30 protein-coding genes and 4 pseudogenes are annotated in these 24,541 nt (G+C 50.9%); 7 read left to right on the forward strand and 27 right to left on the reverse strand.

What is annotated here, in order from left to right; genetic code table 11:
- Nucleotides 1-3: 3 nt before the first annotated feature.
- The 8 genes from BLS62_RS01665 to BLS62_RS01700 all read right to left on the reverse strand — a co-directional run bounded on the left by BLS62_RS01665 (nt 4) and on the right by BLS62_RS01700 (nt 6,353).
- Complete coding sequence (locus BLS62_RS01665; RefSeq protein WP_093175940.1) at nt 4-1,614, reverse strand: DUF935 domain-containing protein; 1,611 nt, start codon at nt 1,612-1,614, stop codon at nt 4-6.
- A complete protein-coding gene (terL, locus tag BLS62_RS01670; protein WP_093175945.1) occupies nt 1,611-3,251 on the reverse strand; it encodes a phage terminase large subunit in 1,641 nt (546 codons plus the stop codon). The genes BLS62_RS01665 and terL overlap by 4 nt, the downstream gene beginning before the upstream one ends.
- Complete coding sequence (locus tag BLS62_RS01675; protein ID WP_093175949.1) at nt 3,248-3,757, reverse strand: DUF1804 family protein; 510 nt, start codon at nt 3,755-3,757, stop codon at nt 3,248-3,250. Before BLS62_RS01675 ends, terL begins: the two co-directional genes overlap by 4 nt.
- On the reverse strand, nt 3,758-3,964 hold the full coding sequence (locus BLS62_RS01680; RefSeq protein WP_093175953.1) for a hypothetical protein: 207 nt from the start codon (nt 3,962-3,964) through the stop codon (nt 3,758-3,760). It lies immediately after the preceding gene.
- A complete protein-coding gene (locus BLS62_RS01685) occupies nt 3,964-4,383 on the reverse strand; it encodes a 3TM-type holin (protein ID WP_093175958.1) in 420 nt (139 codons plus the stop codon). The genes BLS62_RS01680 and BLS62_RS01685 overlap by 1 nt, the downstream gene beginning before the upstream one ends.
- The gene (locus BLS62_RS01690) at nt 4,380-5,612 is read right to left on the reverse strand and encodes an N-acetylmuramidase domain-containing protein (RefSeq protein ID WP_093175963.1); all 1,233 of its coding nucleotides are present in this window, start codon (nt 5,610-5,612) and stop codon (nt 4,380-4,382) included. Before BLS62_RS01690 ends, BLS62_RS01685 begins: the two co-directional genes overlap by 4 nt.
- Nucleotides 5,613-5,698: 86 nt before the next feature.
- On the reverse strand, nt 5,699-6,121 hold the full coding sequence (locus tag BLS62_RS01695) for a helix-turn-helix domain-containing protein (RefSeq protein ID WP_093175967.1): 423 nt from the start codon (nt 6,119-6,121) through the stop codon (nt 5,699-5,701).
- Entirely contained in the window at nt 6,114-6,353 is a 240-nt protein-coding gene (locus BLS62_RS01700) for a hypothetical protein (protein ID WP_093175972.1), read from the reverse strand. The genes BLS62_RS01695 and BLS62_RS01700 overlap by 8 nt, the downstream gene beginning before the upstream one ends.
- A gap of 85 nt (nt 6,354-6,438) precedes the next feature.
- Here BLS62_RS01700 and BLS62_RS01705 point away from each other — a divergent pair, with 85 nt between their 5' ends.
- Nucleotides 6,439-6,762, forward strand: a complete 324-nt coding sequence (locus BLS62_RS01705) for a hypothetical protein (protein ID WP_093175976.1) — start codon at nt 6,439-6,441, stop codon at nt 6,760-6,762.
- A gap of 2 nt (nt 6,763-6,764) precedes the next feature.
- On the opposite strand, the gene BLS62_RS01710 is transcribed toward BLS62_RS01705, so the two are convergent.
- From BLS62_RS01710 to BLS62_RS01765, 13 genes are read right to left on the reverse strand one after another with little or no spacing between them, the layout of a single operon-like run.
- Complete coding sequence (locus BLS62_RS01710) at nt 6,765-7,169, reverse strand: gp16 family protein (protein ID WP_093175980.1); 405 nt, start codon at nt 7,167-7,169, stop codon at nt 6,765-6,767.
- Nucleotides 7,170-7,180: 11 nt separating this feature from the next.
- Nucleotides 7,181-7,438, reverse strand: a complete 258-nt coding sequence (locus BLS62_RS01715) for a DUF2312 domain-containing protein (protein WP_093175985.1) — start codon at nt 7,436-7,438, stop codon at nt 7,181-7,183.
- A complete protein-coding gene (locus BLS62_RS30655) occupies nt 7,435-7,647 on the reverse strand; it encodes a hypothetical protein (RefSeq protein ID WP_143521476.1) in 213 nt (70 codons plus the stop codon). The genes BLS62_RS01715 and BLS62_RS30655 overlap by 4 nt, the downstream gene beginning before the upstream one ends.
- Before the next feature lie 9 nt (nt 7,648-7,656).
- Nucleotides 7,657-8,286, reverse strand: a complete 630-nt coding sequence (locus BLS62_RS01720; protein WP_093176901.1) for a DUF3164 family protein — start codon at nt 8,284-8,286, stop codon at nt 7,657-7,659.
- Nucleotides 8,276-8,536 carry a hypothetical protein gene (locus BLS62_RS01725; RefSeq protein ID WP_093175989.1) on the reverse strand — a complete coding sequence of 87 codons (261 nt, stop codon included), beginning with the start codon at nt 8,534-8,536 and terminating at the stop codon, nt 8,276-8,278. Before BLS62_RS01725 ends, BLS62_RS01720 begins: the two co-directional genes overlap by 11 nt.
- Nucleotides 8,530-8,865 carry a hypothetical protein gene (locus tag BLS62_RS01730; protein ID WP_200798430.1) on the reverse strand — a complete coding sequence of 112 codons (336 nt, stop codon included), beginning with the start codon at nt 8,863-8,865 and terminating at the stop codon, nt 8,530-8,532. The genes BLS62_RS01725 and BLS62_RS01730 overlap by 7 nt, the downstream gene beginning before the upstream one ends.
- Before the next feature lie 2 nt (nt 8,866-8,867).
- Nucleotides 8,868-9,464 (reverse strand): hypothetical protein, encoded by a 597-nt coding sequence (locus BLS62_RS01735; RefSeq protein ID WP_093175994.1) that lies wholly within the window; start codon nt 9,462-9,464, stop codon nt 8,868-8,870.
- The gene (locus BLS62_RS01740) at nt 9,464-10,231 is read right to left on the reverse strand and encodes an AAA family ATPase (protein WP_093175999.1); all 768 of its coding nucleotides are present in this window, start codon (nt 10,229-10,231) and stop codon (nt 9,464-9,466) included. The genes BLS62_RS01735 and BLS62_RS01740 overlap by 1 nt, the downstream gene beginning before the upstream one ends.
- 31 nt (nt 10,232-10,262) lie before the next feature.
- Nucleotides 10,263-12,530, reverse strand: a complete 2,268-nt coding sequence (locus BLS62_RS01745; protein WP_093176004.1) for a Mu transposase C-terminal domain-containing protein — start codon at nt 12,528-12,530, stop codon at nt 10,263-10,265.
- A complete protein-coding gene (locus BLS62_RS01750) occupies nt 12,527-12,709 on the reverse strand; it encodes a hypothetical protein (RefSeq protein WP_093176009.1) in 183 nt (60 codons plus the stop codon). The genes BLS62_RS01745 and BLS62_RS01750 overlap by 4 nt, the downstream gene beginning before the upstream one ends.
- Nucleotides 12,709-12,969 (reverse strand): hypothetical protein, encoded by a 261-nt coding sequence (locus BLS62_RS01755; protein ID WP_093176014.1) that lies wholly within the window; start codon nt 12,967-12,969, stop codon nt 12,709-12,711. Before BLS62_RS01755 ends, BLS62_RS01750 begins: the two co-directional genes overlap by 1 nt.
- Complete coding sequence (locus BLS62_RS01760; protein ID WP_093176019.1) at nt 12,966-13,160, reverse strand: hypothetical protein; 195 nt, start codon at nt 13,158-13,160, stop codon at nt 12,966-12,968. The genes BLS62_RS01755 and BLS62_RS01760 overlap by 4 nt, the downstream gene beginning before the upstream one ends.
- Complete coding sequence (locus tag BLS62_RS01765; RefSeq protein ID WP_093176023.1) at nt 13,157-13,480, reverse strand: helix-turn-helix domain-containing protein; 324 nt, start codon at nt 13,478-13,480, stop codon at nt 13,157-13,159. The genes BLS62_RS01760 and BLS62_RS01765 overlap by 4 nt, the downstream gene beginning before the upstream one ends.
- Before the next feature lie 460 nt (nt 13,481-13,940).
- Here BLS62_RS01765 and BLS62_RS01770 point away from each other — a divergent pair, with 460 nt between their 5' ends.
- From BLS62_RS01770 to BLS62_RS31980, 3 genes and pseudogenes are all read left to right on the forward strand, one after another.
- Entirely contained in the window at nt 13,941-14,399 is a 459-nt protein-coding gene (locus BLS62_RS01770; RefSeq protein ID WP_244283449.1) for a S24 family peptidase, read from the forward strand.
- A gap of 219 nt (nt 14,400-14,618) precedes the next feature.
- Nucleotides 14,619-14,732, forward strand: a pseudogene (locus BLS62_RS31235) (IS3 family transposase); the annotation flags it as partial.
- 70 nt (nt 14,733-14,802) lie between these two features.
- A pseudogene (locus BLS62_RS31980) lies at nt 14,803-14,922 on the forward strand (IS5/IS1182 family transposase); the annotation flags it as partial.
- A gap of 113 nt (nt 14,923-15,035) precedes the next feature.
- On the opposite strand, the pseudogene BLS62_RS31985 reads toward BLS62_RS31980, so the two are convergent.
- Together BLS62_RS31985 and BLS62_RS32740 are read right to left on the reverse strand one after the other, a co-directional pair.
- Nucleotides 15,036-15,428: pseudogene (locus BLS62_RS31985) on the reverse strand (DDE-type integrase/transposase/recombinase); the annotation flags it as partial.
- A gap of 43 nt (nt 15,429-15,471) precedes the next feature.
- Nucleotides 15,472-16,010 (reverse strand): annotated as a pseudogene (locus tag BLS62_RS32740) (cysteine peptidase family C39 domain-containing protein).
- A gap of 1,314 nt (nt 16,011-17,324) precedes the next feature.
- Here BLS62_RS32740 and BLS62_RS01800 point away from each other — a divergent pair.
- Complete coding sequence (locus BLS62_RS01800) at nt 17,325-18,239, forward strand: alpha/beta hydrolase (RefSeq protein WP_093176049.1); 915 nt, start codon at nt 17,325-17,327, stop codon at nt 18,237-18,239.
- A 64-nt stretch (nt 18,240-18,303) separates the two neighbouring features.
- Nucleotides 18,304-19,317: a glutathione S-transferase family protein gene (locus BLS62_RS01805; protein ID WP_093176053.1), complete on the forward strand. Its 1,014-nt coding sequence runs from the start codon at nt 18,304-18,306 to the stop codon at nt 19,315-19,317.
- A gap of 601 nt (nt 19,318-19,918) precedes the next feature.
- Here BLS62_RS01805 and BLS62_RS01815 read toward each other — a convergent pair.
- Together BLS62_RS01815 and BLS62_RS01820 are read right to left on the reverse strand one after the other, a co-directional pair.
- Complete coding sequence (locus tag BLS62_RS01815) at nt 19,919-20,680, reverse strand: isocitrate lyase/PEP mutase family protein (protein ID WP_093176906.1); 762 nt, start codon at nt 20,678-20,680, stop codon at nt 19,919-19,921.
- Nucleotides 20,680-21,747 carry a bifunctional transcriptional activator/DNA repair enzyme AdaA gene (locus BLS62_RS01820; RefSeq protein ID WP_093176057.1) on the reverse strand — a complete coding sequence of 356 codons (1,068 nt, stop codon included), beginning with the start codon at nt 21,745-21,747 and terminating at the stop codon, nt 20,680-20,682. Before BLS62_RS01820 ends, BLS62_RS01815 begins: the two co-directional genes overlap by 1 nt.
- Nucleotides 21,748-22,028: 281 nt before the next feature.
- Between BLS62_RS01820 and BLS62_RS01825 the strand changes: the two genes are divergently transcribed.
- Entirely contained in the window at nt 22,029-22,397 is a 369-nt protein-coding gene (locus BLS62_RS01825) for a hypothetical protein (protein WP_200798431.1), read from the forward strand.
- 53 nt (nt 22,398-22,450) lie between these two features.
- Here BLS62_RS01825 and BLS62_RS01830 read toward each other — a convergent pair whose 3' ends face one another.
- Both BLS62_RS01830 and repC read right to left on the reverse strand, forming a co-directional pair.
- Complete coding sequence (locus BLS62_RS01830) at nt 22,451-22,975, reverse strand: GNAT family N-acetyltransferase (protein ID WP_208990642.1); 525 nt, start codon at nt 22,973-22,975, stop codon at nt 22,451-22,453.
- Nucleotides 22,976-22,990: 15 nt separating this feature from the next.
- On the reverse strand, nt 22,991-24,358 hold the full coding sequence (gene repC / locus BLS62_RS01835; RefSeq protein ID WP_093176908.1) for a plasmid replication protein RepC: 1,368 nt from the start codon (nt 24,356-24,358) through the stop codon (nt 22,991-22,993).
- Nucleotides 24,359-24,541: the final 183 nt, after the last annotated feature.

The following is a 24,541-nucleotide window of genomic DNA, read 5'->3' on the forward strand; positions in this document are numbered from 1 at the left end:
TTTTTAGTTTTTTTTTGAGCCTGTCGGCGAGAAGCCGGTCTCATCAATGATATCAGAGCGGCCCTGAAGCTCGGCAAGCATAACCGCATCACTTAACAGGTTGCCAAGCGGATCAACCTCAAGTCCCGGATAGACATCCAGCAAGGCTTGCGAGGCATCAGCATAATCCTCAGCAGCCCCCAGCTTCTCTTTGATTTCATCAATCCAGCTATGAACCTTTGGCCCGGCAAGCTGCTCCAGTTGAGACACCAGATGATCAACCGGACCAGGCTCGCTCGTCGCAAATTCCGTGCTGTCCTGTTTACCGCCGCTTTTTGTAGCTGCTCCCTCTGGAGTGAACGGGAGCTTGTATTTGATAACTTCCGTGCCCAGAACATTTCCAAGCCACTGATCAACATCCTTCGGCTCATATCCTTGCAGGCGGGTGGCTTCTAATATCCGCAGTGCAGATTGTTGCACCCAGCGCACCTTGCGCTCAACATCAGCTTCATCGCTTTGGTTGCGAGGCCGCGGCCTCCAGACCTTGGGAGGAGTGGCAGCAGGCCAGTTGAGTTCACTAATCCACGTAATGAGTGTGGAATTCAGGGTTTCACAAATCTGGTCGCTGTCATCATCAACAATACCATCGGTTTCATCGGCATGAGTTTGGGAGGCGGCACGCGAGCCTTGACCTTTGACACCTGTTGCAAGGGTTGATCCCAGAACAACTTCTGCAGTCTGCTCATCCCAGTAACGGCACCAGGCTTCATATCCTGCCTCTCCAGAGCGGGTGGCTTCCAGAAAATCAACCTCAGTGCCAATGGGGGCAACCAACGCACCCTGGCTAACCATTTGGCGCAGCACGCCAAGCAGTTTGTCCTGCTCTTCCTTAGATGTTCCATGAGCGTATTTGCCAAAAGGGATTGGACTTGCGAACTTGTCCATGAACTTCATCCAGAAGGCCACGCCCTCGCGCTTGAACAAGACATGCCAGAACAACACAGAACCAAGCCCATGACCAAACGGATTGTTGGCGTTCGCATCAAAGCGATGCACTATGAACTTGCGTTCTGGCAGTTCCTCGCCTTCTTCGCGGTTATCGAGTGTCAGCAATCTGATGCGCCAGTCCGCATCAAACGTAAACCGCATAGGGTTTTGATCCTTTATTTTGAGCGGTGCAATCAGGCCATCTGTATTACGGAACCAGACGATCTCGGCAACGGAAAACCCTTTTAAGATTGCTTTGAGAAGCGATTTGCAGATTGCATCAAATGGCAATGCCTTCAGGATCACCTCAACCCCTTCAGAAGCCGTGATATCTATCGCCTCATCACTTGCAGGCTCAACCTGCCATTCACGCCGTGTGACCTTGGAAATGCGCTTGGAGAGCGCGGTGCGCGCCCGTGCGTCCTGCAGAACCTCATCATATAGCTTCAGGCCTTTTTTCTCGCCCTTAGCTTCAAGTGTTGGGTCCTGAGGTTTTAAGATATCGGAGTAGTTTTCAATCGTGATGTCGTTTCGTGCGGTCGCAATCAGCTGTCCGCCCTTAATCGGAACACTGGCCGGGGCGGCCTGCTTAGCCAGATTGCTATCAGCCTTAGCCGTTCCGTTTGTTTTTTTGGTTTTCTTACTCATAACCGATAGCCTCCAAGGAGTGAGCCGTGTGCTGATGGTGCGGTGGTAAAGCTGGTTGAACTCAGCGTGGTAAAGGCCATCTCCAACGTGTGTTTCCAAAGCATCTCAAGGCAATCAGGGCCATCATCATGGTCCGCATTGGGCCATTGCTGGAGTTGATCAATGAGAACTTTCTGTGAATTATGCAGCCGGATGAGGCCGTCCTTGATGGGGATCTGAAGTCGCTCAATCCTCAGGTTCTTATCTGTAATGGGCATTACCGGATAAGCAGGCAGCGCCAGACCAGACAGGGCGGCCTGCTTCATCAGTTCAGTGCGCAGCATCTCCTGAAACTGTACCGCTTCCACAAACCACATCTGACAGCCGTATTCGCGGTGGAACGTCAACGCATCAGCAATAATCAGGTCAGGCGTGCGTTTGCGGATGGAGGCTTCCACCAGATCTATGCGACCGGTTTCCTTGTCATACCCGCCCACCAGAATTGCCGATGGATCCCGGTTCTTGTTGAACTTGCCAAGAGAGGGATCAATCGCGCCGAAGAACATAAGTTGCGGCTCAACGCGAACAAAATAAGTAATGTTCTGGAACGGGTTATCATCAGAGACAGGACGGTTCTGATATTCGCTTTCAAAGGCTGAGTGTGATCCTGCCCGTTCTTTCATCAGATAAAGCAAAGTGTGGTTGTCGGGCCAATTGAGAACCGCACCTCGGTCTAATTCTGTTTGGTGTGCACAATAAAACGCATCTGCGGCAGGCTCGCCTTCGTTTAAGTACACTTCTTCCCATGTATCCCACAGGTCTATGCGGTCGGGCCATTCCAATACCGCCCGAAACTCAGTCTTCTGCCAGCCCGGCTTCTTGGTAAAGCGCACAATCACCGCATCAAAGTGCAGCACAGTGCCTGCATAAAGCACGTCCATGGAGCCATCTGTGGGGCCAAGCTTCAGTACAGCTTTTAAAACCCAGCTTTCCAGCTTGTCGCGCTGTTTGGGGCTGGTCACATTCTCATCGTTTTCAATATCATCTAAAATAGCAAGGTCAGGCCGGTACGGACCATGGCGGCGACCACGGATCTTCTTGCCCGTACCAAAGCCTTCCACCTTGATGTTGTTAGCCGTGATGATGTCACCTTCGCGCCAGACCCGGCCCGGCCCCATAGCCTTTGCAAAATCATAGGCAAGGCGCGGGTTGCTCTCCAACTCAGCCTTGAGTGCTTCGAGCATGACGGCGGCCTGTTCAAAGGCATCCATAATAAGCACGATGTAATGCTTCAGGCCCATGACAATGCAATAGAGCGGGAAAATTAGACTGATATGAGTGGACTTGGCAGACCCACGCGGGGCAATCACCAGTTTACGTTCGCCCTTGTTTGAGTAAACAATCAGCGGCAGCTCTTCATAAAGATGCTCGTGCAATCGGCTCGGGGCTTTAGCCAGATAATGAGGAAAGTAAGTTTCGGCAAAAAAGCGATAGCCGGTCGCAGGATCTGCCACGCATGCGAGGCGGCTTTTGCGGGCTTTAACATCAACCGGGAATGCCTCAACTTCCAGCTCAATCTTCTGGCGGAAATCCTCCGCCATCTCAGCAAGCGATGTTTTGAAATCCTTAGCGCTGAGCTTTTTTGTTTTCGCGCTCATCCATAGGCCTCCGCCAGATAGTCACCGAAGGGTTCAAGCACTTCCAAAAAGATCTGGGCATGGCTTGGATGATGCTTCTGGATGAACTCTGCAAGGCGCTGCAACACATCCTGCGCAATACCGAGTTCAGATAATTTAGGGGCAACCCGTCCAGCAGAAGAAACCATCTTGTTAAAAGCGTCTGAGAGCGAGGCCATGAGTTTTACTTTCTCAGGAGGCTCAATTTCCCCAGAGGCCTTGATCTGCTCAATGGTCATTTGGAACATGGTGACAAAGTCCTCAACCACAGTCGCAACCACCGCTTCCAGACCTTCGCCAGCAAGTGCGTTTGCAGAGCGGGCCACGTCCCAGTTATCACCGTTCGTTGCTGCCTCTTTCTTCCACCGGCGTAAGGTGCTCTCACTGACACCGATGGTAAACGCAACAGTCGGGATTGCCTGCCGTTCAAGTATGAACAAGCGCCGGGCCTTGCGCTTCTGGTCTGCCTTAGATGGTTTCTTGCTCATTCAGGCACCAATTTTATCTTTGATGAATGCAATGCCAATAGAGACCACTGAGGCGGCAATCACACTATTGACAACCGATTTGGTCTCCACTGCACGCAGGCGTGTATCATGTTTATCAAGACGATCATCCACGCTATCGATTTTCTTATCGATGCCCTGCAGGAGCCCTTTAATCTCTCCAAGTTCTCGCGCCAGATGTTCCGACATTAGCGAGCCCTCCGGGTGTTTGTACCACGTATGGCTTTTTCAAACGGGCGGGTGAGGAAATAAGCGCCGACAATCCATCCGGCCCACTCATTGAGTGGTTCTGGCAGCGCGGCTACATTCCAGTCAAAGTGAAACAAGCTGTCGGCAACAATGGCCCCGGACCAGATTACAATCGGCCAGGCGAAGGCTGGACGGATCATGGCCGTCACCCACCAGCCTTGCTCTGCCAGCACGATGTCGCGGGCTGCACGGCGGCTATCCAACTCGGCGCGGATCTCTTCACTTGTAACAGTTGCACGAATACGAAGCGCTTCGTTTTCGCTCTTGGCTTGTGTTTCAAAGAAACCCAGCACCCGGTCGAGTACGCCGCCGCCAAGCTTATTCAAAGCCCAGACCGCTCCTTTAAACAATAAGCTCATCCTGCGTGCCTCCAGTTCTGTGCATCTTCAAGGCGGCGTTGTTTGATGCCCCGTGCCAGATACCAGATCCCAAACCCTGCACCGGCAATCAGCACCCATTTATTGCCGGAGACAAACTCCATCAGGGGGGCAAGTTGATACCGAAGCTGGCTGAGCTGCGCGGCACCGGAGCCAAATCCTTCCAATAGTCCTTGAGTGGTCTCGCCCAAGGCGCTGGCTCCAAGGCCTGTGCCCATCACCACTTGCCCGATCCGTGTCAGACCATCTGCTTTTTTGATTGTCTGGGAACCACCCACGCGCAGGTCTTTCACCGTGAGGGTGCTGCGGTCCTGTCCGGCTTGCTGGTTCAGGGGGACGGCGACTTCCAGTGCGGTCTCAGTTGCAGGGCCAACCACGCCGTCCGGTTTCAAGCTGTGATCCACCTGAAACGCCACAACAGCGCGGCGGGTACCTGGACCAAAATCGCCATCATTCCGGCAGGCATAACCAAGTCCTGCCAAGCGCTTTTGCAGAGCCTCAATCCGGTAGCCAGAAGAACCCAGACGCATGAAACCCGTTCCAAGGCCTTCAGCGTTAGGCGATGACTGACCTTTATCGGCAAACTCATAGGTCTGGGCGGCAAACTTTGCATAGGCTCGGCTGAGCAGACCAGCGTAATAGTCAACCTGACCCCTGCCATTATAGATCCGGGCAATAGCGCGAAAATCTTTAGCTCGCAGAGCATCGCGCAGGCCGGAGTTTTCAAGGAAAGCAATAAACGCTCTAACCTGAGTCTCACTGTTTGCTGCCAGTCCTTGAACGAATTCCTGAGGACTACGATAGCCGCACTGGGCAAAATTAAAGCCCATGATCTGAGCAAGGCCATAAGAACAGGATTTAAACGCTGCTGCCTCATCCAGTTTAGCCATCGCCTGCAGGCGGTCCCAGCGGGCATCTGATCCGGATTTACCAAGTCCTTTGTAGTTGGCCTTTTTCCAGCGTTTTGCCGCAAGCCGCAGTACGACAGCTTTGACGCGTTTGGATTTGGGGAGTTCGCGATGGAAAACGTGTTTTTCGGGAAGGAGGATCAGGCGGCCTTCGTCATCATAGGCCGCGCCTTTACTCTCAACTTCCAGAACCGCTTGCAAGACAGCCATCTCGCAACCCAGCCGGTCAGCCTCACGGCGCAAGAGAGTATTTGTATGTGTTACCGCACCGTGTGTGCTGCGTAATTGTCGAACAATGGACATGAGGCCCGCCTCAGTTTGAAAAGTACTGGGGCGAGCCTCTTATTTTCTTGCAATTTTTGCGACGGAACAGTTCCGCAAGTCCTGACCTAATCATGAGTAGAATTCAAAAAATCCTCCAGATCAATCTGGCGGTCATCATGGACTTTCCGCCTTGGCAACGGCTTGCCAGAAAGCAGATTGCGGACATGGCGTTCTGAGACCTTCAATTCCAGAGCGATCTCGATTGTGCTTTGGCCTTCACCGCGAAGCTGAAGGGCTGCCCGGCGCGTATCTGTTCGGCCAACATGGGTTGGGACATAAAACTTGTTGCCTGCAAGGTCCTTGATGAGCCGTTCCGCTTTGTCCCGGTCGATGCGGGCAAGTGGATTGTTTGCACTCCAACGGGCTGGCACCTTAACCTCAACGCCGGGTAGTTTGTTCAAAAGCTCCTGCGCAACATCATCACCGCATATGGCTTGAACATCCTCCATGTCTTCTGTCAGGTGTAGCGGAGCAAGCTGGTCAGACATGACGTGCTTCCTTGTTAGAGGCAAGCTGAGCCTCAGACACCATCACGGTCACCACAGCGCCGCCTTCCAGAACATAACGCACACCATCGCGGCGCAGTCCCTTAGCACCAACCTGCAGGGCGTTCTCAGTTTCGCGGTAGATGTGGCGGCGCACCATCTGAACGTCAATGTCCAATACCCGTTCCAGATAGCGCAGCACCGCATGGTCGGTCACAGGGACAAAATCAGTCATATGCGCCTCCCGCTATTGCGAATACATCTGCAATCTGAGAGGGTGCCAGGCAATGATTACCCCCTGTATTTGGAAAATTATGTTTATGCGTTTTATGCTCGCCCTTGCCGCGCTGTTGATTACTTCCAGCGTTCAGGCAGAAACAAAACTTGCGCCGTGGCAGGAAAAGTCCGCGGAGGCCCTTAGTTCTTTTGGTAAGTTCAAAGAAGTTGACTGGAACCAGAACATCAGCCTTTGGGTGTTCGTGGACAATGACGGCTCCGACTGGAATTCCGTCGGCAATTATGTTTGCAAAATCATCGTGGGTAACGGCAAACCGGACGATGTTTATGTTGGGATCACCTTTTGGGATCATCAGTCCGCTCTTGCTGGTAATGGTGTTAAGTATGGTCGGAATGACTGCCGTTAAAATCATCCTGACGATCTCCCTTCAATCTCTTTGAGAGCTTCAATCAGCGGGCTGGCCTGCGCATAGGTCAGCCATTCCGGGTTATCGACACCGCAACGATTTTTTACAAAGGCTCGTAACGCTTCCTGGTAAGGGCTTTCCCAGTAGCCAAGATCATCAAGGCTTTTTGCCAGTGCGTACAGTTTGCGTACATACCCTTTGTTGGAGGCAGGGCGGAATGAACCGCCCTGATTACCAGACTGCCAGCCAAGCCGCTTGAACTCGGTAACAACGCGCAAATATTGCCCCTCACTCAAGCCCTTTGCACTGCGCTTACCCGTTACCCGCTCCAACACATCCCGGTAGCTGTCCTCGTCAAGCGCCAGATCCTTCTTCGCAATATGAATTTGTGCAATATACCGGTTCATTGAAATTCTCCTTAAGAAACCGGCTCGGCCATGCCAAGAGCGTGAAGGTAAAGGTCGAGGATGCTTTCTTCTTCCTCGCGCTCATGCGGTTTGCGTTTGCGCAGGGAAACAATCTTGCGCATGATTTTTACGTCAAACCCGTTGCCTTTGGCCTCGGCGTAAACGTCCTTGATATCGTCAGAGAGGACCTTCTTCTCTTCTTCCAACCGTTCAACGCGTTCAATAAATGCGCGAAGTTGATCAGCTGCGACGCCGTCTGCATTGCTCATGATGCGGTTCCTGCCTGGTTAGCCGGATGCCCAACAGGGCACCCGTTTTTCATATCAGTTGCGGTGGTGTAAAGCGGGGTTGGACTGTCTTGGGGGTTCACTGAAACAGCTCCGCAGACCTGATGTCCGCGACGGCTCCAATACCCCCTGATGAGTTCGAGACGTTCCTGTTCACGTCTCTGGTCATATCCCATTTGCTGATAACTCATGATGACCTCCTAGACCGCAGCCAGATCGAGAGAAATCGGCGCTCGCTGGCCTGTTGCTGGATTGCGCTCATAAAGCCTTAGGTAGGTTTTTGAACCCGTCACCCGCACGGCGTCAGAGATTGCATCCATGGCCTTGAGCCACTCATCGTCTTCAATGGCATGGCGGCGCAAACCCAGCACACGGCCAGTGGAGATTTTGCCCTCCTTATCGACCTGAAAAGCATCATCCACGAGGACCTGAAGGTTCGCATTCGCGCCTTGGCTCCATTTATGGATGCAACTGTCAATCAGGGCCTTGGCAGCTTCCAGCTCCGGGCCGAAGCTGATGCTTTCAGAGATGGCAATTTGCAACTCCAACTTGCCGTCAAAACTGCGCAAGGTCATATTGCCTTTCTTGCCACCTTTTTGAGCGCCGTATTTCTCGGCAATCAAATCGCGAAACGCCTGAACCTCACCCATGCTGTGGCTTTTAAACGTCCCCAGCAGGACGTTCAGTTCTCGTGCTTTGGCAACAACGCCTTTGACCAGCGCATCTTCTTCCTGATGCTCAGGTTTGATGGCGGAAACCGGGATCATACCGCCCTTTGGATCTTCCCAGTATTGGTTAGGATCAAGGCGAGCAGTCGGTTCATGTGTCATGGTCATTTCCTTTTTGAATACATTTGGGATCCCGGCTGATCGTCGGGAACACAGCAATCTTGGGATCGTTGAAATGGCGCGTTTCCAGGGGCATCATTTTGCTTTTTGCCAAGCGCTCCAACTGCTCAGCCAGTTCAGTCCCGGTCAGGAGAGTTTGCGCAAAAAGGTCATGTGCCTCCGGTTCCATGACCTCATTGCAACGTGAGGTCAGAAACAAAATGCGCAGTTCTTTCAAGAGACCGCTCAGCATGCTTGCTCCTGTTCCATCAAGGCAGAATTGAACGGGCAGCGCTTGCACGCGCTCCAATGACGGAGGGCTGCAGGGTCACTGGTTGGAATTGCGCGTTCACAGTTGCTCTGGCAGTTTGCCTGGCTGATATCGGACCCCAGAAAGGGGCACATAATCCGGTCGCAGAACCGCTCGATAGCCCGGCGTTCAAAGCGGTCTATGCGCCCGCCATTGGCCTCAAGCTTTCCTGCCAGATAAAGACTGACAGCAGTGCGCGATACACCCAACTCATCTGCAACCGCTTGCCTGCTACCAAGCATTGAAAGCTGTTCTTCAATGAGGCCGTGCACGTTTATTTGCAGGGCGTGACCTCCCCATCATGAGTGAGGTTAAAATCAAGCATTAAGGATTTTTGTTGACTCCAGACTGGAGCAAGCGGGCCGGTATCGCGTATTAATCTGAAACGCCTGAAGCCATTTGAATGAGGCTTGGTACTCCTTGCCTTAACTGGCAAGATGGTCAGATACCCAGCCTGAAACAGGACACGAAGATAACGCTGGAGGTTGCTTTCTGGCTGCTTATCCGTGGGCTGGGCTGCCGCCAGAACAATATCCGACAGAGTAAACGCGCCGGAAATCTTCATGGCGTTCCATGCCCGCTGCCGCAAGGAGTTACGGCGAGGGCTACGGCGGTGCTTTTGTACTCTTGTGCCGCCACCTATCGGAATGACCAAGCCCTCATCAGCAGCTTTTCGCCCCGATTGTGTAAGCTGGTAACAACCCCGTTCAACGCGCTCCAGATATCCTTTCATGGTTAGAAAGCCAGCAGCCTCAATGAACTGCCTGCGACTGAGAGAAAGCCTGACATCGCTATCCAGCATATCAAGTGTCTGGCATTCCCCGCCTTTTAAATGATGCAGAAGTTGTGTGGAGATCAGGGATTTAGTCATCACAGTCCTCCCGGAACCATGATGGGCCGGTTTGACGAGCGATCGTTGATGATGGACACACCGGCCATCTCCCTCATGGTCAAACCCTCTTCACCGGGAGGATTGAGGAACCCGTGGCGTTCAATATTGGCAATGGCTTCCAGGATTTCTCGGTTGTAACCGCCAGACACTTTGTGAACGAATTTCAAAAGATCATCAGCGACTGGAATTTCACAGCGACCCTCCATCAGAGACCGCACATCAGCCTCTGTACACTTTTCAAAACGCACCTTTTGAGAGACGCGGGAGGCGACCTGCGGGAAACGGGTCAGGTTATCGTTGACCTTGCCCATGCCCACTAAAATGACCGGCAGTTCAATCATGTCGGAGATATCGCGGATGGTCTCCAAAATAGCTGATTTGCTGGAGACATGATCGGCCTCATCAATCACCAGACCAAACGTTTTACTCTCAATGCCTGCAGAGGCTTGACGTCCAGCCAGTTCTTCAAGCGCCTTGCGGTACTTTTTCTGAAAGGCATGCGGTGGATGCACCCGCAAGGCTTCAAGAAGCTCGTTCATGAACCAGCTCGGCGTCCATTCTTTCTTGGCCCGCAGATATATGCTGCCCGTTTGGGCAACCCATTTTCGTAAGGTGGTTGTTTTGCCAAGCCCCGGCAGTCCGTCCACGACCACCAGACAAGCCTCTTGTGCACCCCGTTCATTCAAGGCAGTCAACGCGTTCAAAAAGCGCTGCACGTTGGAGGTCTTTACAAAGTCATTCCGCATCTGATATTTCCTTGAGTGTTGATTGGTTGCGTTAAGCAGCGGCACGGAGGAGAGTTCGAAGGCTCTCCGTGTCGACGCCAAGCGCTTCAAAAAGATCCAGATAAGTCCTGTCGGTGAGACATCCCGACAGGATTTTTTTGTCCAGATCGGTCATCTTTTCAGGGTTATCCAGAACCCAAACAGCAAGCTCTTCCTTGGACTTAAAGCGTGGCCTGCCGGAATTGGTCGTGGGTTGAGGTTGAGACTTGGGAGCCTCAATAGGTTCTGCCAATTGAACGACGTTCCCCGCGCTCCTGACCGGTTCCATCACCACTGAAACGAGATCCTCCTCAGCGCTGTCTTCAAAGCCGGGAGCTGAGGCAAACACCTCCATGGGCTGTTCGCCAGAATGTTCCACGAGATAGCCGGGGCGCTGCTCCTGCTCAACACGGCGCAGCTTGTCTTCCAGCCGTTTTGTAGCCGTTTTTGCTTTCTTCTCGCGGGCGTTCTCAATAACTGGTTTGGGGAAGTAGGCTTGGCTGTTGCCTTCAAACTTGGCCGTGCAGATCAATGCACCCGGTGTCTCAACACCGTCCACATAATCAAGCTCACGCACCCACACTTGGCTCGCATCCAGCATGTCGTAACAAACCATGACCTCACGGCGGTCATAACGCTCCAACTCCAGTGCGAAGTAGCGGTTCGTCTCAATGGTAACGAGACCGCGAGTAACCTTACGCCGAACTGCGGGGCGGGACAGATCATCACTGTCATCTTTAGCAAGCGTAACCGCTTTGAACCCATGAGATTCAAATTGAGCCCAGTATTCATTGGGCGACATATGGCGGGTGTTGCCGGTGACGTCCCCGCGCACCTGAGGCAGACCTGAATGGGGCCGGTTGTTGTAGTATTGCAGCGCTCCGTCAAAAATCTTGAGGAACTCGTTCCAGCCGATCAGAATATCTGACGCGCCTGTCTCCTTGAGATCACTTTTGATCTGTTTGTGCAGTTTTAAAGCTGCTTCCCGGTCCAGATCACGGCCCGTATAGCTGGGCAGTGTTTTGGCAAGGCGGGTGTAAACCGACCCGTTGAAACGCTCGATAATACCGCGAGCCTGTGAGTTGTAGGCGATGCTGTGTTCTTTATGAGTACCAAGGCGAGCAAGCATACCCACCGCCGCTTCATCCAGCAGCTGGTTCTTATAGCCCTTACCGTTATCAACGTAGAAGATCGCTGCAACGCCGTTTGCCATGCTGGCATTGCGCAGGGCTTCAGAAACGTCATAGGCTTTCTCATTCAGTCCAATTGAGTAACCAACACACTTGCGGGTCACCACATCCAAAATACTGGTGATTTCCGGGCGCATCGGACTGCCGGAAAATGGATGAGCCACAAAGGCATCAAACGTTTTGCCATCACCGGTATAGATATCGGTTGGTTCCAGCCCTTCAGTAGACCGGCTCACATAGACCTTACGGGCCTTGAGTGCCAACACACCTTCACGACCTTTGTAGGCGGCAATTGGGTCGGCTTTCTTCAGCTTCGTCAGATATCGTTTTACCTGATCGTAACTTGGTGCCCGTGCTGGTTCATCAAGACTGGCCCGGTATTGGTCCAGCGCTAATGCGAGCGTTGGCTTGCGCGGGTCCGCATAAAACTTCAGGAAGCCGGGAGCCCAGTCATAACGGGTCGCATTCAGCGCATCCTGTTTGCGCTTACCGGGAATAAGCCCGGCGAAACCGCTTTCCTTAAACGCCTTGCGCCAGTTGTAAATGGCACGGCGGGAGATCCCGGTACCCTTGTCCTTGGCAGTGCGCACCAGCTCTAGCAAGTGCTTTTCATCGGGGGTTAGCACATCTTGGTTCAGCAGCACCTTAACCTTGGCGGTCAGGCCACACACCGCCTTGTCATAGGCCATGCCGCGCATGACCAGCTGCTCCACCATCTGCAAGATCTGTTTACGAGCTTCCGCTGCACAGCGCTGAGCAGCATCAGCATCCGCCAGAGTTACTTTTGTTTTCGCGGGCGTTTTAACCTGCACAACAGGCACGGTCGCGTTAAGGCGCTCTATGTTAAAGCGGGCTTCTAACGCTTTTCGGGCCACGTCAGGTAGCAGACCAATATGGTATTCCCAACCACCACCACGGCCCTTACGCTTGCGAGCAAGGGTAGTGGATTGCCAATCTGCGCGTTTTGCAAAACGGATAACAGCACTTTCTGTTTCCGGAATTATCGGCACGTTTAGGCTTGCTAGTTCTTTCGCAGTAAACCACTCGCGCTTTGCGTCATTGTCAAAAAGGGTTGGACCTGTTCCGCTCATTTCATTCTCCGCAAGTCTGCGTCACAGCTTTTCAGCATCTTCTTCAAGCGCTCCTGCTGGTCTTCAATCAACTGACGTTTAATCAACGGCAAGTATTTACGGTCCACCACAATCATGTCGGTGCCATCCAGCAGTTCATTCAAAAGCTCTTTGGAATTGAGAACCGCAACCAGCACCATCAGACGATACCCGGCAATGTTGCTTGCCTCCCGTGCCTCACTCGCCCATGCGTCCAGACTGTCGCGGCTAATTGCTTTGACAAGACTGTGGCAATTTCCTCTCGCGATCTTTGGTCAACTTTGAAAGCTTCAGAAAGAGCGCGGCAAACTTTGGCCTGTGCTGTGGCCGCACGAACTCGTGTCGGATCAAAGCGGGCTTCCACTTGCGGCGGCTGCCAGCTCAGTAAATCATCGGTTTGTTGGCAGCGGTGGGTTCTCATAGTGGGTATCCCGCACGGTAGGAGGCCACCGCGATACTCAGCGCACAAACCCAAAGAACGAAGGCGGCAGTGAAGGCACCAATGGCAAGCGCACTTGCAATATCTTTGAGGTGATTGTCGTGCCCCGCGTCATAATCAAAGCGCCGATAAAACCGCAGAGCGACACATCGTGTCACGCGAGCCGTTCTCATGCCGCCACCTCGGCTTCAGAAATTGGGGTGTCAGCAAGCAACTGCTTTTTCTGACTGGCGCTCGGGCCGTGTTTGTCGCTATTGTAAATGACATGAGGGGAACGCAGACGCCGGTTAGGCCACAGCTCCTCCAATGGAATACTGAGATATCTGGAGATTAGCTCCGCACCACGTCCGGTTCCGGTTTCCAGAGCCTTGGTCAACGTGGTACGGTGCATACCTTCTCTGGCCGCTATTTCGGTCAGGGTCCACCCTTTGCGGTGTAGCTCGGCTTTGATTGAATGCTTGTCCCACTTCATCTGGGGTGCGCGTTTTGTCATTGCATCTCCTTAAAAAGCGGACTGTTGCAGCAGCCGCTTTTTTATTCACCGTGCGTCTCACCTTGGTGATTTGCACTTGTTGGTAACGAATGAAAACAACATGCGTAATTTATCAACGCACATCAAGTGATAAATTACGCGTCAGAGTTATTTATGTTACGCAATTTGCGTATCAGTAGCTATCCTTTTGAATTTAAAGGGTAATAGCGTGCTCTAACTGTTGTGGGGAACTCTGACTTTGTGGTCAGTGTTTAGTGAAATGAACTCTGACGGCTTTATTCAAAGACTAGAACAGATCCAATCAGATAGCAGTGCGCGATTATTTGCGCAAAAAGCTGGCGTAAGCGAAGGAACGTTACGCAGTATACGCAAAGGATCGAGTCCGACACTTGAGACACTGCTGGCGATATGTCGCGGAGCGGGTGTTAATATAGGATGGCTCACCACCGGTGAGGGACCAATGCGGATTGGAGAGGAAATCAAGACACTAGAAGCGGCATTCATCACCATCCCACGCGTGGATATTCGGCTCGCTGCAGGCAGTGGTGCTCTGAATGGCGACAGCATCACGAAGGTCGAAGAGATCCCTTTCACAAAAGGGTTTTTAGGCGGAAAACTGGGAAAAGCCTCAGCAGACGGCCTCATCATCTTGACGGCTGGTGGCGATAGCATGGACCCGCTCATTGCTGACGGCGACTTGGTCATGGTCGATAAAAAGCGTAACATCCTGCAAGATGGCGTCTACGCCTTTGTTTTAGCTGGAATGGCTCGCGTAAAGCGCTTACGCCCAACAGCACTTGGCGATCTGGAATTGATCAGCCAAAATCCAGAATACGAAAATGAGCTTCTAAAGCGTACAGATCTGGAAGACTTCCACATTATCGGCAAAGTGGTCTGGTGCGGTCACCGCTTCGGGTGATACGATTTGGACATAGGCAGTGTTGCTAGACTTTACCCGCTGCACATTTTTGACCGCTTTATGCACACCTACACGCCCGTTTTGAATAGTTTCCGCGCAACACTGTGCAAAATGATTTTTCCCCGCCCAAACGATATTATTTAAACTTTTCAACGGGTTCATACAACTTTACCCGCCTTCACCTCTGTGCAGAATAACAGTCCCCCCCACATCACCGATGTGCTCAAGCACGAAAAGATCAAGATCTCAATGGATGGTAAGGGAGCTTGGCGCGACAATGTATTCATCGAACGGTTCTGGCGGACCGTCAAATACGAGGAGGTCTACCTCAAGGGGCGCTGTTGCATAAAACCGCTTCAGTCGTATATCTTGGCTGATATTTTCCTCAGTGAAGATGCTCTTAATGCCGTTTAAAACCAATGTTGCTCGCCATCACAAGTTTGCCAAAGTCAAATACAAAGTGACGAACTGGCCGGAGTATAATGAAAGCTTGCGTCGTCGCAGCGATGTAACGGTTTGGATTGAAAAGAGCGTTTCCAAGGCCTGGTTTTCACCTAAACCAAATGCGCGCTCGAAAAGACGAATTTCGCCCTTGATACCAGGTTGGATCAAGAACGCTTTGGCCTGGCTCTTTTTGAGGGCGCGCATCACCTCAAATCCTTTGATCGGAGCATAAGCAGTCTTGCGTGATTTGAACCCGAGGGTTGGCTTTGTCTGGCGTTTCAGCTTGACATAATCGGCCTCAATCACGTTGTTCAGACACCTAACTTGGCAATGTTCTGTGTCTGCCGGACATTTGCCCCCGGCCTTTAATACAGCAATTTCCGGGCCCGTATATGGGGGCTTTGTCGGTGTTGATCACGCGTGGTTTTTCATAATAATTCAAACCCTTCTGCGCTTTACCAGAAAGGTATCTGCGGCCTTTGTGCTGCGCGTCGGCGAGAAGTAGAAGTCGATGGTGTCGCCCTGCTTCGTGACCGCCCGATAAAGATACATCCAGCAGTCCTTGACCTTGATATACGTTTCATCAACCTGCCAGGTGTCGTCCCTAGATGGCGGCCACTATTTGAAGTCACAGCTCATTGGAATACCACTCGCTTTGTCCAAAAATCAAGCAGCCGAAGACTCTTTGCAACAGGGTTTCCTTTTTTACGCCGCCGATAAGATCACCGCCCCACAACAAACGTTTGTTCTCATTTTCAGGCTCAACGTTTTTCCGGAAGCTGTCATTCGAACTAAGAAGAAGAACAGCGCCTAGCATCTCATCAACCTCTACATCACACTTGAGAGATCCGCATTCCCTGTAACCGAGCCAATGCAGAAGAAAGTCCTTCCTAGAATAATATAGGCGTCCTACTTCTGGGTCCGCTATTGAAATACGTCGTTTGCTGACATGCGTCACCACGACGAAATGATCCTGAAGCCAATGAACAATGAAAGGGCATGGCAAATTTCCAACGCAGAAGCGTTAACATGAGTTGCTAATGCCTCAAATCCCAACGGAAGAGCGGCACGTTCCATCGCAGCCATGGAAACACCGTTAAGATCCAGATCACATGTTTGCCGGATTCTAGTTATAGCTGCATCGCCGCCGTGATATCGCAGACCCATCTGAATGCAATTAGGGCCACAATCTTTTGAGTCATACCGGTAGACCAGAGGAAATTTCTTCAATATCCAGCCCCCATTAAACCATCATCGATAGATCTGGTCTGCGAGATAATCCACAGTGAACAACCTAGCGATAAACCCACATTCTTTGGTGAGTAGTTTTATCGCCAGAACGGCAAGCGGTCTTCTCCCTATTATAGGAGAGTGTTTTGAGGCAAGGCGGTATGATGTTTCTTGTTAAGGGTGGTCAAGACAGCACAATGTGGGTCCCTCCTTTGTACTGCACGCCAAAAATGTTCTCCTTAAGCCAACAGTAAACAAAGAGGTTTTAACTGTACGCAGCAATACGCCTAGCAGGCTTATCAAGAGGCATATAGCGCTAGTAACATCTTATAAGAGCGCCGCTAAGTGACCCTGTTACTACACCTTACTCGACCTTGGAATGAGCAGATAGACAAGTGTCACGCAGCCTGCCTCTTCGTGGAAAACCGTCAGTACTTCCGTTTAAGTGGCATTGCCACGTCGACTTGGCAATTGCCAAGTATGTGAATATCGCGAAAAATAAGAAACAGAACTCGGATTCAACACACCAAATCTGTGTTTCACAAGAGGACAACAACCGTAATTCTCGGAAAGGTCCGACAAACACCTCGCTGACAACTGTCGCCCGGCATATTGGGCCTAGCCCCTTCCAAGGCATGTATGCTGGCTTCCATAGCAATACAGAACCGGCTATAGCACGACTAAAGGATCGCGGGTGATGGGTAGTCAACTGGAGGACATGGCATCTACCACATTACCCGAGTATTGGAGACAGATGCATTCAAACCCGTAACATGAGACCATGTCGCGAAACATCCCACCACTTTTCACTAAGCCAAGCGAACGGCGACGAACCCAATGTCGGACAGATAGTAGCAATATCAGAACTGAGCCAAGGCCTATCATTTCCGCGCTTCTGTTTTCTGGAACAGAACTATGTTTAATGCATTCCACACGAAAATAAGGACTCCGAAACTTATAGCATATTTACAAGCCTAGTATAATGACCAGATAAGGCGAACAGCGTTCGCAGGCAGTCCGTCCAATATATTTCAATAGTGGAACCAACTATCAGTTATCCAATCACCCACTATGTAGTTGGCCAAAACCATAATCTACGACCGCCTCGGCCTAGCTTGCAAACATGGCAGCTGCCGAATAGCAGCTTAAAGCGATCGTGCTTCCCGCCGTTTTCAAAGCTCTGCTATGGTAGCGCTTGTTCTCCACCATGTATTGGTTAGACTTCTCGCACACCGTAATTGGAGACCCTTCATGCGTTCGGAAAAACCCATTCAAAGGTACGTAGACGCGGGAGATCATCGTATCTGCCTCCATGAATGGACGGGTAAAGGCCCGGCCTTTTTGTTGCTTCATGCTACTGGATTTCACGGGCGACTATGGGATTATATCATCAATCGATTCCCGAACCGCCATGTCATTGCATGGGATATGCGGAGCCATGGTCTTAGTGAAAAGGCAGCACTCCCGGAATTTTGGAGTGAATTAGCAGACGACCTTTTTGCAGTCATAGACGACCTGCAATTAAAACAGATTTATGGTGTTGGGCATTCTTGTGGCGGGCACCTCGCAATCATGGCAGCTGCCAAGTATCCAGATCTTTTCAAAAGTTTATTACTTCTCGACCCTGTCGTTTTTCCAAAACAGCTTTTGCCCATTTTCAAAAAACTAACCCAACAAGACCATCCAGTCGCCAGACGTCGAAACGACTGGGATGATGCAGATGAGATGTTTAACAGATTTAAAGATCGTACACCCTATAGCAGATGGATACCTGAGGTTCTCCGCGACTATTGCAAATACGGTTTGGCTCCATCGGATAGAGGTGAAGGTTATCAGCTGGCTTGCCCACCGACGGCGGAGGCTGCAGTCTACCAAAACTGCTATGGCGACCAAATTTATTCGCTCTTGGAAACGGTGCAAACGCCCACCACTGTAGTTCGAGCCAAACGACGAACTGCTGACCAGTCCCTATTTGACTTCTCTTCGTCTCCCACCTGGGAATTGTTGGCGGAAAATATGGGAAATGCAAAGGACATCTACCTACCAAATCAAACTCATTTCCTGCCTATGGAAAATCCACAGGCTGTTTTGAACATGATGGTTCAGATGGAGAGAGGCGCAGAAATTTGCTGGCACGGCAACGGAGCAATAATAGAAGACGCATAAGAGGACTTGGCAGATTTTCATGTTCATATTTACTTCTGCCAACTATTAGACCTGGGAGGGGATAATGACAAACTATGAAATCCACGGAGCATTAGGCTCCCCGTATTCCATGAAGATACGTGCGGCCTTTCGCGCTAAACGCCTTCACCACACTTGGCGGCTATGTGCGCCAATGGGTCCCAACAGCCCAACCAAGCATGTGAAGATTCCAGTCATCCCGGTTGTTAAGTACCCGGATGGATCCTGGATTAACGATTCAACCCCACTTCTGCTTGATTTGGAAAAGAGAGGGGAGGGGAGGTCGATAGTCCCTTCAGACCCACTTCTGCGATTTGCGTGTTATCTCATCGAAGATATGGCAGACGAGTGGCTTGTGAAAGCAATGTTCCATTACCGCTGGTATTATGAGGAAGACAAGAAGATAGTTCCAAGCTGGCTTTTATATGATGCATGCCTAGGGTTAGACAAGGCCACCATTGACGCAATGGGTCAACAGTTTGCAGCGCGTCAAATCGGGCGGATGCCGAAGGTTGGATGTACGCCGGAAACAGCTCCCTTAATCGAAGCGTCGACAAACCGTATGCTCCAAATTTTGGAGGAGGCCGTTCTTTCCAAACAGCACTTCCTTTTTGGAGATATGGCATCTATGGCGGATGCGGCAATTTTTGGTCAGCTCTATCAATTGAAGGGCGACCCAACACCCTCTGCCATGTTGCGGAAAAACTTCCCGTTCGTCTTCCGCTGGCTGGACCACATTGATGATGCATCCGGTTTTGAAGGTGAGTGGATTGAAAATTTGACCCCCGTTGTTATTCAACTTTTGAAGTTAGCAGGCGACACCTATCTGCCTTTCCTTGCTGCAAATGCAACCGCGATAGACAAAGGCCAAGCCACTTTTACCGCAGATCTACCCGAGGGCTTCTTTACGCAGGATATCTTCAAATATCATAAGAAGTGCCTGGAGCGCCTACGTAAGGAATGGTCCGAACTAAGCCCGGAACATCGCGAAACACTCAGCGAGCATCTTCTCGGCGGGACAGAAGTTCTTGATTGTGCACTGGTTCAGCCAACAAGCTGATTTACCGGACTTGGCAGGTATTGTTGGCAGCTGCCAAGTCAATAATCTCTAAGCTCAACACCCCCAAAGCCAACAAATTTCTTATCATCGGTTTGACCTACCGTTAAATTTGGTGGCGGAGGATGAAGCACAGGGTTGGTATTTGAACCCATGAGCACGGCATATCCTCCCAATTTAAATTCGGCGATCGCACTGTTTCTTTTCTTTTTCTTTGCATAATCTGTTGTTGCAGAGGATCAACCAGCCAAAGGGCAGCAACTTCGAATGATGGCAGACAAGTTGCATCTGACTGATGAGCAGATGGAAAAATACGGCCAATCAAGAAAGAACCCATGGACAAGCGCCGCGTGATCCTCAATACCGCTGGAATTGAACGCGGTAAGAAGCCCACTTTTACTCAACTGCGTGAGGTGAGGGGACCCATGTAGGAAACTCGAGAAACTTTGGATCAGAAATTGTCCGCTATTCCAAATTCAGAGCAGATGGAGACATTCCGCGAGATGCAAAAGGAAATGCGTGACAAATTCAAACAGAAGAAAAGCGGATGAATCACCAGAGAATACATAACGCTAGGGGAGGACTAGTTCCTCCCCATTGACGCCTAGGACAGGTTTTCGAACCTACGCTTCAGGTCAATCATTGTATCGCGGTATGGACCGGGACCATAACTAATACGCGAGACCCCGAGCTTCGCGAGCTCTGCAATACTCGGCATCCCTTGTTTCATGTAGGCGTTCACAGGCAAATCCACTGCTTCACAAATTTTGCTAATCTGTTCCGGCTCTGCGAGTCCAGGAATAAAGAATCCGCTGGCACCAGATTTTTTATAAAGTGCAGCTCGCTCGATGGCTTCATTCACCAGATCAGAATGCTTAGCCACGTCTGGTTCTTGCAAAAATAAATCAGTACGAGCATTGATGAAGAGGGGAATGTCAGCTTCATCCGCAGCTTCCCTAAAAGCGATAAGACGTGCGCCCTGTTCCGCAGCCGAATACAAGCCTGCGCCTTTCACTTTCCGGTCCTCGAAATTCACACCCACCAGCCCAGTTTTGATGATCCGGGCCGCGTTTGTTTTAACTCCACTTAGTGTGTCCGCATAAGCCCCTTCAAAATCCAGAGAAAAGGGTAGGTCTACACTAGCGGCAATTCGCGTTGCTAAAATTTCGACAAGCTCGAGCGGAATCTCTTCTCCATCCGCATATCCATGTGCCGCGGCAACTGGCGCACTTCCCGTTGCAACGGCTTTAGCACCGGCCTTAGCAACAGCCTGCGCAGTACCCGCATCCCAAATGTTAAAGAGCACAACGGGATCACCCTTTACGTGCAGAGATGCAAAGTACTTTGCCTTATCAGCATGAGACATCATTCCGTCCTTTTCAATTTCGCAATTTTCATTTCAAGATCAATGAGTTTTTGTTTACGCCATAGGCCACCGCCATATCCGGTGAGTGATCCATCTAGACCCAGAACACGGTGGCAGGGAATAACAACGGCAATCTGGTTGGCCCCGTTCGCTCTGGCAACTGCGCGGCTGGAACTGGGCCGGCCCAGCAATTTTGCAAGCTCGCTATAACTCCGCGTTGTTCCAACTGGAATACGGCGCAACTCGCGCCAGACATCCTTGGTAAACTCTGTCCCATGCATGGCCAGCGGTACATGGAAATCGAGCCTAGAACCGTTGAAGAACTCGCGCAGTTCTGCCTCCACCTGATCCGTAGGAGCCGTTCTACCCAATCCAAGTTCACCCTTCACCTGTTTGCGAAGTCGGTTCAGCTCGGTTGGCAAAGCTTTACGGTCAGCAAATTCCAATAAATGCAAGGATGATTTATCGCTAACCGCAATCATCGCGCCAAGTGGAGTATCAAACCAATCAGCCTTGAGGAACGCATCTTCTTTCAGTTTGCCGGGGGTACATCCCAATAATTTGGTAAATGCGTCCCTAAATGCTCCAGAAGATGAAAATCCAGATGCCAACTGTGCGTCGATGACTTTGCCGCCATCCGTTAGGATTTCAAAGCCCTCTCGCAACCGGGATTGCCGCGCCATTTCCAGAAACGTAACCCCAAATTGGCGTTTGAAACTACGACGAACCGTGGAGGGGTCGAACCCCAGCTCAACAATGTCACCTTCAGTCAATTTATGGTGTGGCCTTGCCTCAAACAGTGTGAGGAGTTTTAGGAGGGTGTCATCATTTTCTGCTGACGTGCCAACCGGATGACATCGCTTACAGGGGCGAAAACCAGCCTCAAAACATTCGGCAGTGGTTTCAAAAAAACAACAATTTTCCTGCTTGGGTTTTCGAGCCGGGCAGGTGAGGCGGCAAAATACACCAGTGGAGCGTACACCGACATAAGCGCGGCCTTCAAAAGCAGGATCTCTGTTCAGCAACGCTTCATAAAGCACGCTGTTATTTGGAAGGGTAAAAAGCATAGTTACTTATAGGGCTTTGCAAGTTCCCGCGCACTCGGATTTAGGGCAGTTATTAAGGAAAATTTGGCGTTTGAGCCAAACCGAGTAAACAACACGCGCTATACCAAAAAGAACTGCAGCGAAGATCCGGTTGACAAAATTGAGGAGGTCGGTTGCCGACCAAAGATCAGCATGTAAATTAGGTTGCCAGCTGAAAGACCGTGAAAACTGTCACGAATAATATTGAGGGATCACCGAATTAACTGTATCTACCAGTTGTAATATGAATACGGAATACAACTTTGAAAAAATTGTCTACTGGCCTACTGGCCCTCACAATGGCATTTGCAGTTTCTGCGTGTGCCAAAAAACCTGAGAGCATTGCTCCCGCATATACATCCACTAGCCAATATAACGGCTGGAGTTGTAAAACGCTTTCAAATGAATTGCAGAACATCGACCGTGCTTATGCAAGCGCGGCAGACCAGCAAAACAACGCGCGCTCCAACGATATCATCGGGGTAATTTTGATTGGACTGCCTGTTTCGAGCCTATCTGGCGATAATATTGCGCCACAAATAGCTACTTTGAAGGGGCAAAGGGAGGCGATCCGCAGCACTATGATCACAAAAAGATGTGCCGGGTCTGGTGATAAACGGCCCATCAGCTAATTCATAAAATGCGGTAAACATTGTTTACCGCATTTTCTCATAACAGCTACAATTTAACCCAAGACCAAATTTCCAATACGCGCCTGCATGATGCGGGCAGGGGTATAGGTGCCCGGCACCACTTCAAACTGGACCTCTCCGCAGTCGATAAATCCAAGCCTTGTGTAAAACGCTTGCGCCGACGTGCTTTGTTTTAAAACATACAGGCCGGCGACAAACTCAGATGAATACTCCGCCATCGCAATTTTGAGCATACGCCGACCAAGCCCCTTGCGTTGATAGTGCCGCGCGAGATAACACGCCCAGATATGAACCACTTCACCGCGATGCGCGCAAACAAGTGAACCAACTATTCCGCTGATGCTCCGCGCCAGGTAAACACACCCATTATCAGAGGGAATAACGCCGCCCAAGTCCGGTGCATCTAATCTTGAAACCAAGAGGCTCGACAGTTCTTCGCCCAACTCGTCGGTATGAGCCTCAAGCCAAGCCGCCGCTAAAAACTCTCGCAGGTTTTGTCGATCCTCATCGCAAAACAGCGAAATCTCAATTTCATTTTGAATGACTAAGCCCGGCACCAATCGTATCCCTCGTTAGTTTTCAGTTCGGAGCGAACTTGATGAGCTTAAGCCGAATAACGTGCGGTGCAATGCCAGTTTTCCGTCAACCGCCCGGTCAATACAGGCCCTGAAATATCCGGCAGGCCGTGCAATACTCTCCGGATTCCGCAAGGCTTTTTCAACCGTTGTGATGAGAACCGCAGCGGCAACATAATCTCCGACCCGGGCTTGGGCATCAAACCAACCCTTGGGAGATAACCCGATAAGCAATCGTAAATCATCGGCGGCATCAATTAATGTGGCCCAACTGTTCAGCTCCAGCCCCAAGGCACCTTGGGTTTCCGGCGTTGCCCCGGTTAGTAACCCCAGAGAAACCTCAGAAAAGAGAGGGGAGAACTGATCTTTCTCATGGGGACCCTCATGCTCTATCCAGTCGGAAGGATCAAGTTGCGTAGAGTCTGTTGGTCTGGCACTAATTTCGCTTTTTCTGTTTTGTTCTAGAGCGTCTTTAAATCGAGCGGAGTTCGATTTTCTGGTTTTTGAGTATGGGTCGTGAGACACATTCAGTGGTTGTTTACTTTTAATCCAAGAGTCTTGATTGGTTGTATTATTATAAGGGATGACATCTATGTCCTGTGCGCATGACATTTCTTCATTTTGTTTAGAAAAAACAACATATTCAGGCTGAACCTCTGATCCCCCTTCATGCTCCATATCAGGGCTATCGAATTTGCTAACCAGCAGCTCGTGAAGCATCGTCATAGCTTCAGCACGGTCGGCAATTCCCATGGCTTGATCATTCAGCAAGCCAACAGCATCAGTGATCTCTTCCACGTCCACCTGCTCATAAGCAGCAAGGCGCAACAGGTCTTCAATTGCTCTAGAAAGGCGGCTTACGGTGCGTTTGGCTTCTTTTTCCTTGGCAAGGCGAGCTGCAAATTCAGCTCCGAGTTTTTTCAACTCAACAACACGTTGACGCGCAGGAGAAAAATCGAGCCCATAGCCGCGTTGAATCTGTCGATCCTCGCCCGCACGGTAGATGAAACGCCGTCCGGTTGGGCTATCTTTATAGGCAAGGACGCCTGCCTCAACCAGTTTGCGCAGGGACCGCACAACTGTGCGGGTTGACCGGCACACATACTCAGCCAGTTTTTCATTGGAAATTGCCACGAGCGGACGCCGATTCTGGCTCCAATCTTCAGCAGCTGTCAGGCCAATCAGAATATCCAAAATATGGTAGGTCGTGCCATCAACACCCAAAGCAGGTGCGGCCTTTTTCAAAGCCATGGCAACTTCCGATTTTGTGGTCTTAACAATGTCATTGGCCATTGCCAGTTTTTGGCTGGCGACCATCGCCGGCGTCAGTTTTCTAAAGGACGCGACGGAACCAACTGGTTGCATAGCTTCACCGTTCACCCACTAATTCTTGTAGGTGTTCTCCTGGGTCAGGGCGCAAGATGCCCTCCCCAAACTGAGGATAAACGGTACAAATCGACGAATAGCACGCAGAAAGACGCTTCAACTCCTTGGTAAGGGTTGATTCGCGTTGCGTCTCGAAGTAATTTGGGATTGCAAAATCTGGTT

Source organism: Pseudovibrio sp. Tun.PSC04-5.I4, assembly GCF_900104145.1.
Classification (GTDB): Bacteria; Pseudomonadota; Alphaproteobacteria; order Rhizobiales; family Stappiaceae; genus Pseudovibrio.

What these genes read in the sequence shown, in the direction of transcription:
- BLS62_RS01665 (WP_093175940.1), bottom strand. Translation starts at nt 1,614, where the DNA reads ATGAGTAAGAAAACCAAAAAAACAAACGGAACGGCTAAGGCTGATAGC.
- terL (WP_093175945.1), bottom strand. Translation starts at nt 3,251, where the DNA reads ATGAGCGCGAAAACAAAAAAGCTCAGCGCTAAGGATTTCAAAACATCG.
- BLS62_RS01675 (WP_093175949.1), bottom strand. Translation starts at nt 3,757, where the DNA reads ATGAGCAAGAAACCATCTAAGGCAGACCAGAAGCGCAAGGCCCGGCGC.
- BLS62_RS01680 (WP_093175953.1), bottom strand. Translation starts at nt 3,964, where the DNA reads ATGTCGGAACATCTGGCGCGAGAACTTGGAGAGATTAAAGGGCTCCTG.
- BLS62_RS01685 (WP_093175958.1), bottom strand. Translation starts at nt 4,383, where the DNA reads ATGAGCTTATTGTTTAAAGGAGCGGTCTGGGCTTTGAATAAGCTTGGC.
- BLS62_RS01690 (WP_093175963.1), bottom strand. Translation starts at nt 5,612, where the DNA reads ATGTCCATTGTTCGACAATTACGCAGCACACACGGTGCGGTAACACAT.
- BLS62_RS01695 (WP_093175967.1), bottom strand. Translation starts at nt 6,121, where the DNA reads ATGTCTGACCAGCTTGCTCCGCTACACCTGACAGAAGACATGGAGGAT.
- BLS62_RS01700 (WP_093175972.1), bottom strand. Translation starts at nt 6,353, where the DNA reads ATGACTGATTTTGTCCCTGTGACCGACCATGCGGTGCTGCGCTATCTG.
- BLS62_RS01705 (WP_093175976.1), top strand. Translation starts at nt 6,439, where the DNA reads ATGCGTTTTATGCTCGCCCTTGCCGCGCTGTTGATTACTTCCAGCGTT.
- BLS62_RS01710 (WP_093175980.1), bottom strand. Translation starts at nt 7,169, where the DNA reads ATGAACCGGTATATTGCACAAATTCATATTGCGAAGAAGGATCTGGCG.
- BLS62_RS01715 (WP_093175985.1), bottom strand. Translation starts at nt 7,438, where the DNA reads ATGAGCAATGCAGACGGCGTCGCAGCTGATCAACTTCGCGCATTTATT.
- BLS62_RS30655 (WP_143521476.1), bottom strand. Translation starts at nt 7,647, where the DNA reads ATGAGTTATCAGCAAATGGGATATGACCAGAGACGTGAACAGGAACGT.
- BLS62_RS01720 (WP_093176901.1), bottom strand. Translation starts at nt 8,286, where the DNA reads ATGACACATGAACCGACTGCTCGCCTTGATCCTAACCAATACTGGGAA.
- BLS62_RS01725 (WP_093175989.1), bottom strand. Translation starts at nt 8,536, where the DNA reads ATGCTGAGCGGTCTCTTGAAAGAACTGCGCATTTTGTTTCTGACCTCA.
- BLS62_RS01735 (WP_093175994.1), bottom strand. Translation starts at nt 9,464, where the DNA reads ATGACTAAATCCCTGATCTCCACACAACTTCTGCATCATTTAAAAGGC.
- BLS62_RS01740 (WP_093175999.1), bottom strand. Translation starts at nt 10,231, where the DNA reads ATGCGGAATGACTTTGTAAAGACCTCCAACGTGCAGCGCTTTTTGAAC.
- BLS62_RS01745 (WP_093176004.1), bottom strand. Translation starts at nt 12,530, where the DNA reads ATGAGCGGAACAGGTCCAACCCTTTTTGACAATGACGCAAAGCGCGAG.
- BLS62_RS01750 (WP_093176009.1), bottom strand. Translation starts at nt 12,709, where the DNA reads ATGGTGCTGGTTGCGGTTCTCAATTCCAAAGAGCTTTTGAATGAACTG.
- BLS62_RS01755 (WP_093176014.1), bottom strand. Translation starts at nt 12,969, where the DNA reads ATGAGAACCCACCGCTGCCAACAAACCGATGATTTACTGAGCTGGCAG.
- BLS62_RS01760 (WP_093176019.1), bottom strand. Translation starts at nt 13,160, where the DNA reads ATGAGAACGGCTCGCGTGACACGATGTGTCGCTCTGCGGTTTTATCGG.
- BLS62_RS01765 (WP_093176023.1), bottom strand. Translation starts at nt 13,480, where the DNA reads ATGACAAAACGCGCACCCCAGATGAAGTGGGACAAGCATTCAATCAAA.
- BLS62_RS01770 (WP_244283449.1), top strand. Translation starts at nt 13,941, where the DNA reads ATGCGGATTGGAGAGGAAATCAAGACACTAGAAGCGGCATTCATCACC.
- BLS62_RS01800 (WP_093176049.1), top strand. Translation starts at nt 17,325, where the DNA reads ATGCGTTCGGAAAAACCCATTCAAAGGTACGTAGACGCGGGAGATCAT.
- BLS62_RS01805 (WP_093176053.1), top strand. Translation starts at nt 18,304, where the DNA reads ATGACAAACTATGAAATCCACGGAGCATTAGGCTCCCCGTATTCCATG.
- BLS62_RS01815 (WP_093176906.1), bottom strand. Translation starts at nt 20,680, where the DNA reads ATGTCTCATGCTGATAAGGCAAAGTACTTTGCATCTCTGCACGTAAAG.
- BLS62_RS01820 (WP_093176057.1), bottom strand. Translation starts at nt 21,747, where the DNA reads ATGCTTTTTACCCTTCCAAATAACAGCGTGCTTTATGAAGCGTTGCTG.
- repC (WP_093176908.1), bottom strand. Translation starts at nt 24,358, where the DNA reads ATGCAACCAGTTGGTTCCGTCGCGTCCTTTAGAAAACTGACGCCGGCG.